The organism is Streptomyces sp. NPDC001599, assembly GCF_042893535.1.
In the GTDB taxonomy this organism is placed as follows: Bacteria; Actinomycetota; Actinomycetes; order Streptomycetales; family Streptomycetaceae; genus Streptomyces.
Map to the genome: position 1 here is coordinate 108137 of NZ_JBIAVA010000009.1, position 13267 is coordinate 121403.

Here is a 13267-nt window from a genome sequence, read left to right on the forward strand (position 1 = left end):
CGCGAACCCTCCGGAAGGAACCGAACGCCCCATGCGCCACGTGGTCCTGCACGCCCTCGCCGAGGGACTGACACCCGCCGAGGTCTACCTCCGCATCAGCGACTTCGGCCGCTACCCCGAGTACAGCGACGTCTTCCGCGAGGTGCGCGTCGAACCGCCGCTGCCCGACGGCTCCACCGTCTCCGACTGGACCGTCGAGTTCCGGGGCGGTCTGATGCGCTGGCGGGAGCGCGACACCTTCTCGCCCGAGACGTACTCCCTCGCCTTCGAGCAGCTCAGCGGCGACTTCCAGACCTTCGAGGGCAGCTGGCGGTGCGAGCCGCGGGGCGGCGGCACCCTCGTCGTCTTCACCGCCGCCTTCGACCTCGGCATCCCCTCGCTGGCCGAGATCCTCGACCCGGTGGCCGAGTCGACGGTGCGCACCAACATCGCCCGGGTGCTGCGGGGCCTGGCGGACGCGGAGGTGATCGATGAACGCGCGGCTGCGGCTCGTGGCTGACCGGACGGCGGCGCCGGCCGGGCACCCGCCCGCGCATACCGGGCACCCGCCCGAGCCCGCCGAGCCCCTGCACGAGGAACCCGGACCCGGCGCCGCCCGCTGCCTCGGCCTCTACGCCAAGCTGGCCGCCGGAGTGACCGTCGTGACCGCCCGCGGCGAGGACGGCCCGCTCGGCATGACCGTCTCCGCGGTCACCTCGCTCTCCGCCCGCCCGCCGCTGCTCCTGGCCTGCCTGCGGGACGGCTCCCGCACCCTTGCCGCCGTCCGCCTGCGCCGGACCTTCGCCGTGCACCTGCTGCGCGAGGAACAGCAGGAGCTGGCCGGCCGGTTCGCGTCCCCCACGACGACCGCCGCCGAGCGGTTCGCCGGGACGGAGACCCGGCAGGTGCTGGGCGTGCCCGTGCTGGCCGGATCGCTCGCCTGGTCGGTGTGCCTCGTCGAGGACGTGCGCCGCTACGGCGACCACCACCTCGTCGTCGGCCGGGTGGCCGCCGTGCACGTGGGCGCCGGCCGCCCGCTGCTGTGGCACGACCGCAGGTTCGGGGTGCTGACCGAGCCGGTGCCGGACGCCGCCGGATGAGTGGGCAGCCGGCCGGAACGCCGTACTGGGACCCGGCGGAACTCCCGCCGCAGCCCCAGCTGCACGGCGTGGTCACCGCGGACGTGGCCGTCGTCGGGGCCGGTCTGGCCGGGCTGTCCTGCGCCTACCACCTCGCCGAGCGCGCCCCCGGGCTCGACATCGCCGTGGTGGACGCACAGCACCCGGCCGCCGGGGCCAGCGGCCGGGGCACCGGCCTGCTGGGCCCCCGCGCCGGTCCCGCCCTCGACCGAGCGGTGCGCCGCTTCGGCGCCGGGACGGCACGCCGGATGCACCGGGCCAGCCAGCAGGCGGTACGGGACGTGCTCGACCTGTGCACCCGGCTCGACGTGCCCTGCGGGCTGCGGCCCGGCGAGCAGCTCATGGCCACCCGCTCACCCGCGGGCCTGGTGGCACTCGCCCGCCAGGCCCGCGCCTGCCGCGAGCTGGGTCTGGACGTCCCCGTCCTGACCCCGGCCGCCATCCGCGAACGGGTCGGAGTGTCCTACCGCGCCGCGCTCCTGCACCGCCCGGCCGCCACCCTCGACCCGGCCGCCCTGACCTGCGCGCTCGCCCGCGCCTGCGCCGACAAGGGCGTGCGGTTCTACGGCCGAAGCCCGCTGCTGGCCCTGCGCCCCGGCGACCTGGTCGGCCCCGAACTGGTCCTCCCGCACGGCCGCCTGTACGCCGGGCAGGCGGTGCTGGCCGTCAACTCCGCCGCCGAGGCGCTGGACCTGCCGGTCGGCACGGTCCTGCCGCTGGAGGTGTACGCCGTCGCGACCGAGCCGCTGAGTCCCGCCGCCTACGAGCTGCTGGGCGGGCGCACCGGGCACGCCGTCGTCGACGCCGTGCCGCTGGCGCCGTACTTCCGGCTGCTTCCCGACGGGGGCCTGATGGCGGGCGGCGGCACCGCCGCGCTCCCGGCCGGGCTCGCGGCATCCCGGCTCCAGCCCCTGCGCGAGCGTGCCTGGACCCGGCTGGAGCGCTGGCTGCGGGCCCTGCACCCCGACCTCGCCCGGGTGCGGGTCACGCACCGCTGGTCCGGCCGGATCGGCATGACCGCCGACGACCTGCCGGTGGTCGGGCCGGTGCCCGGGTACTCCGACGTCTGGTACATCGGTGGCTGCGGCGGTCACGGCCTCGCGCTGTCCGTCGCGCACGGCGCGCACGTGGCGGGCGCCCTGCTCGGTGAGCCGGATCCCGGCGAGCCGCTGCCCTGGCACCGCTCGCACGCCCCCCGGCTGCCCCTGCGCGGCCCCGTGCGCCCCCTGCTCCGCGCCTGTGTCGACGCACACGGGTGGGCCGTGCGGCGTGTCTGCTGACGGCCGGCGTGCGGTGGTGTCCCATTCCAGTTCCTGAGATCGACCGGGAGGTTCTTATGCTGCGACCCAGCCCGGGCACAGACGGCCGCCTGCCGCCGTCCGTGCCCATGGGCACCGTCGACGTCGCCTTTCACCTGGCCGCGCGGGGCCGGCCGCTCCCCGTCGTGTTCGCGTTCGCGTTCGACGGCCGGGCGCCGACCCTGGACTCCGTACGGGCGCGGGTGGCCGAACGCGCCCACCGCATCCCGGCGTTGCACTACCGCATCGCGCGCGAGCGCCGGAGGTTCTGGCGGGTGGACCGGATCGCGGCGGACCGGCACGTGCACGAGGCGTGGCTGCCCGAGGACACCGACGGCTCGGCGACCGGCCGCCTGATGCTCTCCCGGCCCGTGAGCGCCGAGGACCTGCCGCCCTGGGATGTGTGGCTGGTGCACGGTCCGGAGGGCCGCCACACCCTCTGCTACCGCACCGACCACGCGTTCCAGGACGGGGTGGGAGCCGCGTACACCGCCCGCGCCCTGCTCGGCGACGAACCCGGGGGCGGACCGGCCCCGCAGCCCCGCCGCCTGCCCACCGCCGCAGGCCTCGCGGGCACGCTGGGGGACGTGGCGGGGGCCTTCGGGGCGGCGACGGCGAAACCGGCCTTCGACGGCGTGTGCACCGGACGGGTGGACGTGTGCCACGCCGACACCTCGCTCGCCCGGCTCCGCGCCGTGGGCCGCACCCACGGCGCCACGGTGACCGACGTCTACCTGGCCGCCCTGTCCCAGGCCGTGCGCACCTGGCACCTGAAGGAGACCGGCGCGGTCCACCCGCCCCTGCCCGTGGCGATCCCGATGTCCGTGCGGGCGCCGGGCGAGGAGCAGGCGCCCGGCAACCGCATGATCACCGCCCGGATCCTGCTGCCCTGCGACGAGGAGTCGCCGCGGCGGGCGCTGGCCCGGGTCGTGGCCGAGATGAACGGGCTGCGGGCCGGGCGGCGGCGCGACTCCATGCGCGTGCTGCTGGCGGCCACCCCGCGCTCGGTCGGCGCCCGGGTCGGTGTCCGGCTGGTGCACGGCAGGCGCGTCGCGGGGCCGGTGAGCAGCGTGAACTTCGGTACGGCACTGGTCCACCAGGGGCTGACGGCCCGGCGCGCGGCCGTCTACACGAGCGTCGCGTCCGGCATCCGCAGCGTGGTGACCCTGACCAGCCAGCACGACACCGCCTGCCTGACCGTGGTGCACGACGCGGCGCTGCGCACCGCCGACGAACTCCCCGACCTGTGGCTCGCCGCGCTGCTGGAGCTGGAACGCGGGTGACGTGCGCGGTTTCCGCGCGGTCACGACGGAGCCCCGGGCGGCCGCCCGGGGCTCCGTCGTGCGGGCTCAGCGTCCGCCGCGCAGCGTTCCGGTCGTGAGGAAGGCGCACTTGGCCGCGGCCTCACCGACCAGCGGCAGATACAGGGACAGCCGTTCCATCGCGTACGGCAGGGTGAACAGGTCGGCGACCCGCGCCTCCCAGCCGTGCTCCGCCCACCACTCCTCCGGGTCGGCGAGCTGCCAGTTCCAGGCCGCCCCGACCGTGGCGAGGGCGTTGAGGAAGGGCGCGACCAGGGGCGATTCCACCGCCCCGGAGTTCACGCACTCGGCGCCGAAGGTGCTGCCGTCGGCGGACAGCCCGGTCATCGTGGTGACGACGGCCGCCACCTGGTCGGGGCGGAGGAAGTACAGCGGGGCCTCGCAGAGCCAGGCGGTGGGCCGTGCGGGATCGAACCCCGCCGCGACGAGTTCCTCGCCCCACGACCCGGTGACGTCGGCCCCGACGGTGCTGCGGCGTCCGCAGGTGACCGGGCTGCCGTCGAGAACGCGCTCCTTGAAGGCCAGGACGGAGGGGGCCTCGACCTCGAAGAGGTGCACGCCGGTCGGCCACTGGAGCCGGAAGGCTCGGGTGTCCAGGCCGGCCCCGAGGACGACCACCTGACGGCAGCCCGAACGGGCCGCGGTGAGCAGGTAGTCGTCGAAGAAGCGGGAGCGCACCACCTGCCAGTCGGGCAGCAGCCGCTGCATCGCTCCCTCACCGGGCGGACCGCCCTTGAACCGGGCCGCGTGCAGGAAGTCGGCGGCCCACGGGTCGAGGACGTACGGTGCGGGCCGCAGGGCCTCCGCCGCGTGCGCGGCGGTCGTCCACAGCGCCGCGTGCGAGAGGCCCTCCGGGGCTCGGGCGGCCGGCCCGGACGGGGACTGCGGTCCGGTGATCGACTGCGGGCGGGTGGTTTCCGGCATGGAACCTCCTGGAGAAGGACGGAGAGGATGGATCAGCCCGAGCGGCGACGGCCCAGCAGGAAGGCCGCGGCACCCAGCGCGAGCAGGCCCGCCGAGGGACGGGTGGGCCGCTGGCCGCCCATCGCGGCGGGGGTGCGCGGCTCGTGGATGTTCAGCGCGAACTGCCGGTTGGCCACGTCGGACAGGACGCCCCGGACCTGATCGGGACTGGTCACGGCGGCCAGCAGCAGCTCCATGGAGTTCCGGGCGAACTGGTTGCGGCCCAGGAACTCGCGGCCCACCGCGAAGAGGATCTTCGGCACCTCCGCCTGGAACACCTCGGGCAGCGTGATCTCGGGAGCCAGACAGCGCACCGAGCCGTCCAGGTTCGCGAACGACTTGCCCAGCAGCGACACGGCGGGCGGCGAACCGATGCCCCGCTTGGTCGCCTTGGCCAGCACCGTGGTGAGCGAGACCCCGAAGTTCATGTCCTCCAGGGACAGATGGGAGACCTTGGGCACGAACGCGGCCATGTCGGCCGCGAACGCGGGCATGTTGGCCCAGGGCGTCAGACGGCCCATCTCCGCCCAGTGCTGCGCCAGTCCGGCGCCGTCGTTCTGCGCCAGCGTCATGAACAGCGGCAGCAGTTGCAGGCTGGTGCGCCGGTCCAGCCGGCCGACCATGCCCCAGTCGATCAGGGTCGCCGGACCGCCGGGGGCGGCGAACACGTTCCCGGCGTGCGGGTCGGCGTGGAAGAAGCGGTGGACGAAGTACCCGTGGTACATGAAGCGCAGCAGGTCCTTGCCGATCTCCATGCGTTCGGTGTCCGTGAAGTGGCTGCGGTCGACGTGCCGCACCGACTTCCCGTCGGCCAGGGACTGGACCAGGACCCGGGGACTGGCGTGCAGCACCCGGGGCACCTCCAGGGAGCGGAACGGCCGGACGTGTTCGCGGGCCTCGTCCATGTTGCGGGCCTCGCCGGTGAAGTCCAGCTCGGGCTCCATGGCGTCGAAGACCGAGCCGAGCATCGCCTCGATGTCGATGACCTCGTTGAACCGGGGAGCGACGCGGGCCACGATCCGCGACGCCCGGCGCATCAGGGCCATGTCCGCGAGCACGCCGTCGCGGATTCCGGGCCGTTGGATCTTCACCACCGCGGCCCGTCCGCCCGGCAGCGTGACCCGGTAGACCTGGGCGAGGGACGCCGCCCCGAGCGGGGCGGCGGTCTGGATGTCGTCGAAGCGCAGCTTCCAGTCCGGACCCAGGTCCCCGGCCAGCACCGGTTCGAACTCCGAGAACGGCTGCACGTCGACCTCGTCGTGCAGGTTCTGGAGTTCGTCCCGGATGGACTCGGGGACCATGTCGGGCCTGGTGGAGAGGATCTGACCGAGCTTCACGTAGAAGGGGCCGAGGCTCTCCAGCGCCTGCCGCACCGCCTTGGCGCGGCGCTGTTCGGACCCCGCGGACCCGGCGGAGGCGTCGGTGTCCTCCGCCGGGGACCGCGCGTCCCGCCTCGTACGCCCGCGCAGCCGGGCCGACAGCCCCACCTCGTCGGCCACCAGGCTGCCAAGGACCTTGACCACGAGACGCAGCCGATCGCCGACGACAGACGCCATCGTGTGTGCTCCTCAGGTGGGTTGCGCGGACGGCTCCGGCCGGCGTGCCGCGGAGCCGGGCCGGGGCGGGACGGTGGTGGGACCGGTCAGCCGGAGGACTTGCCGCCCTTGGGCTTGTCGCTCCCCTGCTGCCCCGTCAGGCCCTGGAGCGCGGCGAGGCCCTGCTGTCCCGCCTGGGCCGGCAGGTTGGTCAGGTTCTGCATGCCCTGGACCGCCTCCAGGAGCTTGGGGAGCACCTGGGTGAGCTGCGCGAGCTGGGTCGGGAGCGCCATCAGGTCGCCCGCCCCGCTCGCCGCGTGCCCGAGGCCCCCGGCCAGCTGACCGAGCCCGCCGAGCGCTCCCGCCGCGCCGCCGACCGCGGCGAGCGGATTGGCCGCCCCGCCCAGCGCGGCCAGGGGATTGCCCGCCCCGCCCAGCGCGGCGGCGAGCGGATTGCCGCCGCCCACGGCGCCGGTGAGCGCGGCCAGCGGGTTCGGCGCGCCCGCCATGTTGCCGAGTGCGCCCATCCCGCCGAGGGCGGCCAGCGGGTTGGCGACACCCGCGAGCGCGGTTGCCGGGTTGACGGCCCCGGCCAGCGCGCCGAGGGCGTTCGGGGGCAGTCCGGCCAGCGCGTTGACGGCGCTGTTGGAGCCGCCCGACGACCCCGAGTCGTCGTCTCGGTTCAGCAGGTCGTCGAAGGCCTCTTTCCAGGCGTCGGTCATATCGCCGACCAAATCCTTGAAGATGTCCTGGATGTTCTTGCTGTTGCCCATGAGTGTGGTCCCTTTCCGTTTCTCTGCGATGGGAGAGGCGCGGCTGCCGGGTGTTATCCGGGACAGCCTTCCAAGGATTTCGCGCACGCGTTCTTCAGCCGGGCGCGACCCCTGGTGAAAGCGGCTTCGGCCGCCTTGACGGAAATGTTGTGCATGCGGGCGAATTCCGCAGTGGAAATTCCCTTGGCGCGGGCGAGTATGACCTCCTGTTCCCGTCCCCGCAGGTGTTGCACCTGGCTCAGCAGCCATCGGCCGAAGTCCTGGTCGCAGACGTCGTCCTCGGTGGTGCCGAAGGTGTCCACGAGAGCCGCACGCTGCAGAAGTCTGCTGCGACGCTCCATGTCACGGTAGAAGTCGATGCAGAGGCGGAGCGCCACGGACGTGAGAAAGGAACCGAGTCGATTCCGGTCCAACGCGGCGTGAGCGGCTGCGCGTGCCATGGTTTCCTGAACGCAGTCCTCAGCGTCCTGGAAACTCGGCAGTCGTCGTCGAACCAATCGCATGAGGCGGTCCTGGTGCTGGAAGATGTCTTCCCAGGAGCATTCAGCGGGCGATTGGCAGGTGGAATGTCGCACCATGGTGGATTGCAGCCCGTTGTCTCTCGGATTGGGCAGGGAGAACCGCGGCCGACTTTCTATTTGTCGGCCATGTGGTTTTCTTACCCGAGCCCCTGGAGCGGCAAACCGGAATATGTGCCTCCGCGGGTTGGCGGAAATGTTTTTTCGCGCTCATTTCCGAGGAGCGGGCCGGCGTGCCCAGTCGCGGTTCCAGTTGAGCCACATGTCCCGTACGGTCTGGTGGACCAGCGAGCTGCCGGCGCGCAGTTCGGTGGTGTACGCCTGGACCGCCTCCTTGCCCACCAGCCGCGCGCCGCCGGTGAAGTAGGAGCCCCGCACGTGCCGGGGCGAGCGGTACTTGCCCCACAGCAGGATCTTCATCAGCGGCCAGAGGGTGAACACTCCGGACGGGCAGCGGTTGTCGGGGTCCAGGGTCCCCCAGACGGCCGGGACCAGACCGCTCTCGCCCAGCAGCTCGTAGATGCGCGCGATCGTCTGTTCCTTCGTCAACTCCCCGGCCCGGTAGGCGAGCACGGTGTCGCGCGACTGGTCGAACATCCGCTCCACCCAGGGATTGTCCATCCCCTGGAGCCCCCGGTACGGCGGCATCTCCAGGACGTCGAAGCAGGCCGGGTCGTGCGTCTTCTCGTACGTCACGGCGGCCTGGTTCTGGGCGTTCGTGCCGTAGAGCGTGGTGAGGGTCCACACCCGGTTCCACGCGTTCCACAGGTCGAAGTCGTCGAACGCGATGTAGCTGCAGGACACCAGGTCGTCGTAGAACCGGAACATGCGCTTGGTCCAGTGGTCCAGGTACGCGAACCGGGCGGTGTCGAAGTCGTTCCGGCGCACGGCGTCGATGAGCCGGTGGCCCAGGGCGTTGAGCGCCATCACGGTGACGGCGAGCCCGCTGGAGAAGAGCGGGTCGATGAAGTCGCTGGCGTGCGGCAGCAGGCACCACCGGTCACCGACCACCTTCTGCGAGGCGAACTGGGTGCGGTCGGTGGACACGTACGGCCGGACCGCCCGCGCCCGCTCGAACTGCCGCGCCACGCTGGGGAACCGGCGCACATGGTGCCAGAACTCCTCCTGCGCCGGCATGTCGTCCGGGCGGGGGTACTGGTCGAGATCGAGGTTGAGGCCGACGCTGCACAACTGGTTCGTGCTGGTCGTCTGGTTGTCGAACGGGATGACCCACAGCCAGCCCCCCTGGAACATGTGGTGCAGCGTCCCCTGGCTGAACGGGCTAGGCATGCCGTGCTGTTCGCGGGGCGGCGACACCGCGTCGAAGGGGCGCACGTCCACCATGTGCGTGAAGATCGTGCGCGAGCGGGTCCGGTACGGCGGCTCCTGCCGCAGCCCGAGCCGCTCGGGCAGCATGGCCCGCATGCCGCCGGCGTCGACCACGTACGAGGCCCGGAAGCTGCCGCGGTCCCGGGTGACGAGCGTGGCCCCGTCCTCCTCGAACTTCACGTCGTCGACCATCGTGTGGGTGTACGCGGTGACGCCGTAGGAGACGGCGACGTGGAACATGTACGCGTCCACGTCCTGCCGGAAGTAGTGCGAGTCGGGGCCGAGCGGCGGCCCCCAGGTGGGGTACTGCGTGCACTCCTCGGGCCGGGTCGGCTCGTCCTCCCGGTGGTAGACAAAACTGAAGTTCCGCTTGACCCCGCTGTTCGAGGACACGTGGCGGCGCAGGGCCGCGTTGGTCGCCAGGTGCTCGAGCTCCGGGACGTCGTAGCGGCGGGCCAGGACCCTCAGGCCGAAGGTGGTCTCGGGGACGGTGGACTCTCCGATGGCGAACCGGGGGTGGCCGCTGCCCTCCAGCAGCAGCACGCGCACGCCGTGGCGGGCGAGGACGGTGCCCAGCATCGTCCCGCCGATGCCGCCTCCGACGATGGCGACATCGAAAACACGCTGGTCTTCTTGCATGTCTGCGGTTCCTTTCGCAACGGGAAGGGCGAGTTGCCGGTCCACCCGGTCACCGGGGGGCGACGGGGGAACCCGGCAGCACCCGGCGCAGCCCGCAGGCCACCACCCGGGCGGAGAAGGACACGGCGAACCAGGGGGTGGGCGCCAATTCGGCCAACCGCTTGCGGTCGCCCGGGATCTGGCGCTCACCGCGCCCGGTGACGTCGAGCCACGCGCCGAAGTGCAGCAGCCGGGCCTCGGGCCCGGCGTCCCGCGCGGGGAGCGGCCGCAGGTGCTCGCGCACCGCGCGCGTGAGGGCCGTGCGCCGCCCCATGCCCACCTCGTGCCCGGCCAGAAAGGCGTCGAGCAACTGGGCGGAACGGCCGGGGAATCCGCCCCGGCCGAGCGGTGAGCGCCCCACGAGTCCGGCGTCGTGGAACGCCGCGGCGGCCAGCAGGCCCACCCGGTCGTACGCCGTCCCGTGGCTGCGCGCGCAGGCGTCGGCCAGCAGGAAGGTCCGCAGGGAGTGCACGGCGACGTGCGGCGGCAGCAGCCGGCGCATCTCCGTCAGCGCGGCGCCCGCGAGGGGGTGCCCGAGCAGCTCCGCCAGGCCCGGCCGGCCGAGCAGGGGCTGCCACGCCTCGGGCAACGCCTCCGGCACCTCCGGAATACCGGGCCCTGCGGCCATGACCCAACCCCCTTGCCCTGCTGCCCCATTGGCAGTGTCCGTCTCATCTGTCTTTACGCTCGGGCAGCACCTCGACCCCCGTTTCACAACGCGTTCCGAACCCTTTTCTCAAGTGATTCGAAAAGATGAGCCCTATTTACTCCATGGAGTGAATTCTTTCCCTCGAACGAGGGATCGTTGCGCAAATTGATGGACGCGAGACTGAGAAGTCCGATCTGGCACGGCTCCATTCTCGGCGAAAGGCAGAACGCCATGAGCTTCCTCAACCCGCGCCTCCCCGGCCTCAATTCGGACGACGTCGTCACGGACATCACCGAGTCTCCGCACCGCCTGGGCGCCATCGCCCAGGCCGGTGGGGCGCAGGTCATCGCCACCGTCGACATCCAGGCGGGAGAGGACGACTGGAACGCGCCGCCGAGCGAGGAACATCCGCGCCCGGTGGTGCTCGTGCACGGCACCTTCGGCAACCGCGGCTACACGTGGAACACGGCGACGCCCCTGCTGCGGCAGCACGGCCACCGTGTCTTCCGGCTCGACTACGGCCAGCACGGCAACCCCGTGATCTTCGGCCTCGGCGACATCAAGCACTCGGCGCGGCAGCTCGCCGACTTCGTCGACGAGGTGCTGCGCCGCACCGGTGCCCAGCAGGTCGACCTCGTCGGCTTCTCACAGGGCGGCATGATGCCGCGCTACTTCCTGAACGCGCTGGGCGGCGGGCCCAAGGTGCACAACTTCGTCGGCATCTCGCCCAGCAACCACGGCGTCACGGCCCAGGGGCTGATGAACCTCGCCCGCCAGATCCCCGGCGCGGTGGAACTGCTCGAACAGGGCGCCGTCGGGGAGGTCGTGCCGGCCTGGCCGCAACTTCAGCACGACCACCCCTTCCAGCGGGAGCTGGCCGAACTCGGCGAGACGACGGAGGGCGTCCGCCACACCGTCATCGCGACCCGGTACGACGACGTGGTCACGCCGTACACCTCGTGCGCCCTGGAACAGACGGAGGGGCGCCACGTCAACAACATCGTCCTTCAGGACATCGACCCGGACGACCACACTCCGCACGTGAGCATGCCCTACAACGCGACCGTGCTGAAGGAGGTCCTCGCGGCGCTCGCCTCCTGAGTGCGGCTCCCGTCCAGGACGACGCGGGCGACCAGGGCCGGGTCGTCGTTCATGGGGACGTGGCCGCAGCCGGGCAGCCGCACCAGCCGGGCGCGCGGAATGGCCCGCTTGGCCCGTATGCCCTGCCGGGCCAGGAGCAACCGGTCCCGGCTGCCCCACGCCACGGTGACGGGGAGGCCGGGCACGTCGTCCGTGAACAGCACGCTCCGGCCGGCCCGCAGCGTCTCCGTGAAGCCCTCGGCGCGGGCGAGCGCCAGCGTCTCGGCGACCACGGCCTCGGGGGAGCGCCGGCCGGGACGGGCGTAGATCGTGCTGGTCAGCGCGGTGCGGCCGACGGCCGTGCGGGACAGCCGCTCGACCAGCGGGAGCGGCAGGCCGCGTGCCGCGCGGCGCATGCCCGTCAGCAGACCGAAGGCGTAGCGGCGCTCGGCCCGGGTCCAGAACCCGGCCGGGGACAGGGCCGTCACCGACCGCACCAGGTGCTCCCGGCCCAGCTCCAGGGCCAGCAGACCGCCCAGCGAGTTGCCCGCCACGTGCGGTCGGTCCAGGCCCAGGGCCGCGAAGAAGGCGCCGAGCACCGCGTTCGTCGTCGGCAGGTCGTGCGGCAGGCCGGACGGCAGCGCGGACGACTCCCCGAACCCCGGCAGGTCCACGGCTATCACGTCGCGTTCGGTGGCGAGGATGTCGACCACCGGGTCCCAGGCCTGCCGGTGATGGCCGATGCCGTGCAGCAGGACCAGCGGCGCACCGGTGCCCACGCGCGTGTAGGCGAGTGTGACGTCCTGCGGACCGTGGGCGGTGGGTGCCGTGAAGGAGAGCGTTGCGGACATGGGGCTCCTTGTCGGGAACACGTGTTCCGGGAAGACGTGTTCCGGGAACGCGCGAACGATGAGGACGTTGCGTAGACAGCTTGTCAGTAAGAGCTACCGACGGGTAGCCCCGGCGCCGGGTGTGGGCGATGTCGCCTGGACACCACCGGAGACGTCCGCTGGGATGGAGCGGTGACCACCGACACCGCGACCGACGTCTTCGAAGAACACCGGCCCGTCCTCCTGGGCGTCGCCTACCGCATGCTCGGCCGCCTGGCCGACGCGGAGGACGTGGTCCAGGAGGCGTGGCTGCGCTGGTCCGGTGCCGACCGCACCGCCGTGCGCGAACCCCGCGCATACCTGGTGCGCGTCACCACCCGGCTCGCCATCGACCGGCTGCGCCAGGTCAAGTCGCGCGGCGAGACCTACGTGGGCCCGTGGCTGCCCGAGCCCTACGTCACCGACTTCGGGGACGCGGTGCCGGACACCGCCGAGCGGGCCGTCCTCGCCGACTCCGTCTCCCTCGCCGTCCTCGTCGTCCTGGAGTCGCTGTCGCCGCTGGAACGGGCGGTGTTCGTCCTCAGGGAGGCCTTCGGTTACCCGTACGCGGAGATCGCCGCCATGCTGGAGCGCGGCGAGGCCGCGGTGCGCCAGCTCGCCGGGCGCGCCCGCAAGCACGTCGACGAGCGGCGGCCCCGCTACGACGTCGACCCGGCGCAGCGCCGCGACCTCACCGAGCGCTTCCTCGCCGCCGCGGCCGAGGGCGATCTGGCCGGCCTGCTGGCCACGCTCGCGCCGGACGTCCGGCTGGTGGGCGACAGCGGCGGCAGGTCCAAGGCGCCGCTGCGCGTGCTGGAGAGCTCCGACAAGGTGGGCCGCTTCCTGCTCGGTGTCGCGCGGCAGGGCCTTCCCGACGCGACCTTCCACTTCCTGGAGCTCAACGGCGGTCCGGCCCTGCTGGTCCGCTCGGGCGGCAAGCCGGACTCCGTCGTCCAGGTGGACGTCGTCGACGGCCGCATCCAGTCGATGTACATCATCCGCAACCCGGACAAACTGGTGTCTCTGGCCGACATTCCCTGACCCCGCGCCGTCTTCCGTCCGTCATCCCACGGCCCCGCCCCCCGTCCCGCGACGGGGGGCGGGGCCGTTCCGTCGCGGGATTGGTCTTGACCAA

13 protein-coding genes are annotated in these 13267 nt (G+C 72.7%); 6 read left to right on the forward strand and 7 right to left on the reverse strand.

All coding sequences use genetic code 11. The features are described from left to right. Positions 1-31: 31 nt before the first annotated feature. Genes ACFYZ3_RS23175 through ACFYZ3_RS23190 form a run of 4 tightly spaced genes read left to right on the forward strand, consistent with a single transcriptional unit; the run spans position 32 to position 3699 of the window. Positions 32-499, forward strand: coding sequence for an aromatase/cyclase (locus ACFYZ3_RS23175; RefSeq protein WP_388520849.1), 468 nt, complete (start codon positions 32-34; stop codon positions 497-499). Next, positions 471-1079, forward strand: a complete 609-nt coding sequence (locus tag ACFYZ3_RS23180; RefSeq protein ID WP_388520851.1) for a flavin reductase family protein — start codon at positions 471-473, stop codon at positions 1077-1079. Before ACFYZ3_RS23175 ends, ACFYZ3_RS23180 begins: the two co-directional genes overlap by 29 nt. After that, a complete protein-coding gene (locus tag ACFYZ3_RS23185) occupies positions 1076-2398 on the forward strand; it encodes an NAD(P)/FAD-dependent oxidoreductase (protein ID WP_388520854.1) in 1323 nt (440 codons plus the stop codon). Before ACFYZ3_RS23180 ends, ACFYZ3_RS23185 begins: the two co-directional genes overlap by 4 nt. A 56-nt stretch (positions 2399-2454) precedes the next feature. Further along, a complete protein-coding gene (locus tag ACFYZ3_RS23190; protein WP_388520857.1) occupies positions 2455-3699 on the forward strand; it encodes a wax ester/triacylglycerol synthase domain-containing protein in 1245 nt (414 codons plus the stop codon). Positions 3700-3765: 66 nt separating this feature from the next. On the opposite strand, the gene ACFYZ3_RS23195 is transcribed toward ACFYZ3_RS23190, so the two are convergent. The 6 genes from ACFYZ3_RS23195 to ACFYZ3_RS23220 all read right to left on the reverse strand — a co-directional run bounded on the left by ACFYZ3_RS23195 (position 3766) and on the right by ACFYZ3_RS23220 (position 10162). Then, positions 3766-4662, reverse strand: coding sequence for an SAM-dependent methyltransferase (locus ACFYZ3_RS23195; RefSeq protein ID WP_388520860.1), 897 nt, complete (start codon positions 4660-4662; stop codon positions 3766-3768). Positions 4663-4694: 32 nt separating this feature from the next. Continuing rightward, the gene (locus tag ACFYZ3_RS23200) at positions 4695-6257 is read right to left on the reverse strand and encodes an ABC1 kinase family protein (RefSeq protein ID WP_388520863.1); all 1563 of its coding nucleotides are present in this window, start codon (positions 6255-6257) and stop codon (positions 4695-4697) included. Positions 6258-6343: 86 nt separating this feature from the next. Then, positions 6344-7009: a hypothetical protein gene (locus ACFYZ3_RS23205; RefSeq protein ID WP_388520866.1), complete on the reverse strand. Its 666-nt coding sequence runs from the start codon at positions 7007-7009 to the stop codon at positions 6344-6346. Positions 7010-7062: 53 nt separating this feature from the next. Then, on the reverse strand, positions 7063-7587 hold the full coding sequence (locus ACFYZ3_RS23210; RefSeq protein WP_388520869.1) for an RNA polymerase sigma factor: 525 nt from the start codon (positions 7585-7587) through the stop codon (positions 7063-7065). A gap of 150 nt (positions 7588-7737) precedes the next feature. Continuing rightward, positions 7738-9495 carry an NAD(P)/FAD-dependent oxidoreductase gene (locus ACFYZ3_RS23215; protein ID WP_388520871.1) on the reverse strand — a complete coding sequence of 586 codons (1758 nt, stop codon included), beginning with the start codon at positions 9493-9495 and terminating at the stop codon, positions 7738-7740. Between the two features lie 49 nt (positions 9496-9544). After that, positions 9545-10162: a hypothetical protein gene (locus ACFYZ3_RS23220; RefSeq protein WP_388520874.1), complete on the reverse strand. Its 618-nt coding sequence runs from the start codon at positions 10160-10162 to the stop codon at positions 9545-9547. A 252-nt stretch (positions 10163-10414) separates the two neighbouring features. Here ACFYZ3_RS23220 and ACFYZ3_RS23225 point away from each other — a divergent pair, with 252 nt between their 5' ends. Continuing rightward, the gene (locus ACFYZ3_RS23225) at positions 10415-11284 is read left to right on the forward strand and encodes an esterase/lipase family protein (RefSeq protein ID WP_388520877.1); all 870 of its coding nucleotides are present in this window, start codon (positions 10415-10417) and stop codon (positions 11282-11284) included. On the opposite strand, the gene ACFYZ3_RS23230 is transcribed toward ACFYZ3_RS23225, so the two are convergent. Further along, the gene (locus ACFYZ3_RS23230; RefSeq protein ID WP_388520880.1) at positions 11236-12114 is read right to left on the reverse strand and encodes an alpha/beta fold hydrolase; all 879 of its coding nucleotides are present in this window, start codon (positions 12112-12114) and stop codon (positions 11236-11238) included. The two genes, ACFYZ3_RS23225 and ACFYZ3_RS23230, sit on opposite strands and share 49 nt — an antisense overlap. A gap of 171 nt (positions 12115-12285) precedes the next feature. Between ACFYZ3_RS23230 and ACFYZ3_RS23235 the strand changes: the two genes are divergently transcribed. Beyond that, a complete protein-coding gene (locus ACFYZ3_RS23235) occupies positions 12286-13173 on the forward strand; it encodes an RNA polymerase sigma-70 factor (protein ID WP_388520883.1) in 888 nt (295 codons plus the stop codon). The last annotated feature ends 94 nt before the right edge of the window (positions 13174-13267 follow it).

Excerpts from the sequence above, each read along its gene's own strand:
- ACFYZ3_RS23210 (WP_388520869.1), bottom strand. The coding sequence starts at position 7,587 with ATGGTGCGACATTCCACCTGCCAATCGCCCGCTGAATGCTCCTGGGAA.
- ACFYZ3_RS23195 (WP_388520860.1), bottom strand. The coding sequence starts at position 4,662 with ATGCCGGAAACCACCCGCCCGCAGTCGATCACCGGACCGCAGTCCCCG.
- ACFYZ3_RS23190 (WP_388520857.1), top strand. The coding sequence starts at position 2,455 with ATGCTGCGACCCAGCCCGGGCACAGACGGCCGCCTGCCGCCGTCCGTG.
- ACFYZ3_RS23220 (WP_388520874.1), bottom strand. The coding sequence starts at position 10,162 with ATGGCCGCAGGGCCCGGTATTCCGGAGGTGCCGGAGGCGTTGCCCGAG.
- ACFYZ3_RS23185 (WP_388520854.1), top strand. The coding sequence starts at position 1,076 with ATGAGTGGGCAGCCGGCCGGAACGCCGTACTGGGACCCGGCGGAACTC.
- ACFYZ3_RS23175 (WP_388520849.1), top strand. The coding sequence starts at position 32 with ATGCGCCACGTGGTCCTGCACGCCCTCGCCGAGGGACTGACACCCGCC.
- ACFYZ3_RS23215 (WP_388520871.1), bottom strand. The coding sequence starts at position 9,495 with ATGCAAGAAGACCAGCGTGTTTTCGATGTCGCCATCGTCGGAGGCGGC.
- ACFYZ3_RS23230 (WP_388520880.1), bottom strand. The coding sequence starts at position 12,114 with ATGTCCGCAACGCTCTCCTTCACGGCACCCACCGCCCACGGTCCGCAG.
- ACFYZ3_RS23205 (WP_388520866.1), bottom strand. The coding sequence starts at position 7,009 with ATGGGCAACAGCAAGAACATCCAGGACATCTTCAAGGATTTGGTCGGC.
- ACFYZ3_RS23180 (WP_388520851.1), top strand. The coding sequence starts at position 471 with ATGAACGCGCGGCTGCGGCTCGTGGCTGACCGGACGGCGGCGCCGGCC.
- ACFYZ3_RS23225 (WP_388520877.1), top strand. The coding sequence starts at position 10,415 with ATGAGCTTCCTCAACCCGCGCCTCCCCGGCCTCAATTCGGACGACGTC.
- ACFYZ3_RS23200 (WP_388520863.1), bottom strand. The coding sequence starts at position 6,257 with ATGGCGTCTGTCGTCGGCGATCGGCTGCGTCTCGTGGTCAAGGTCCTT.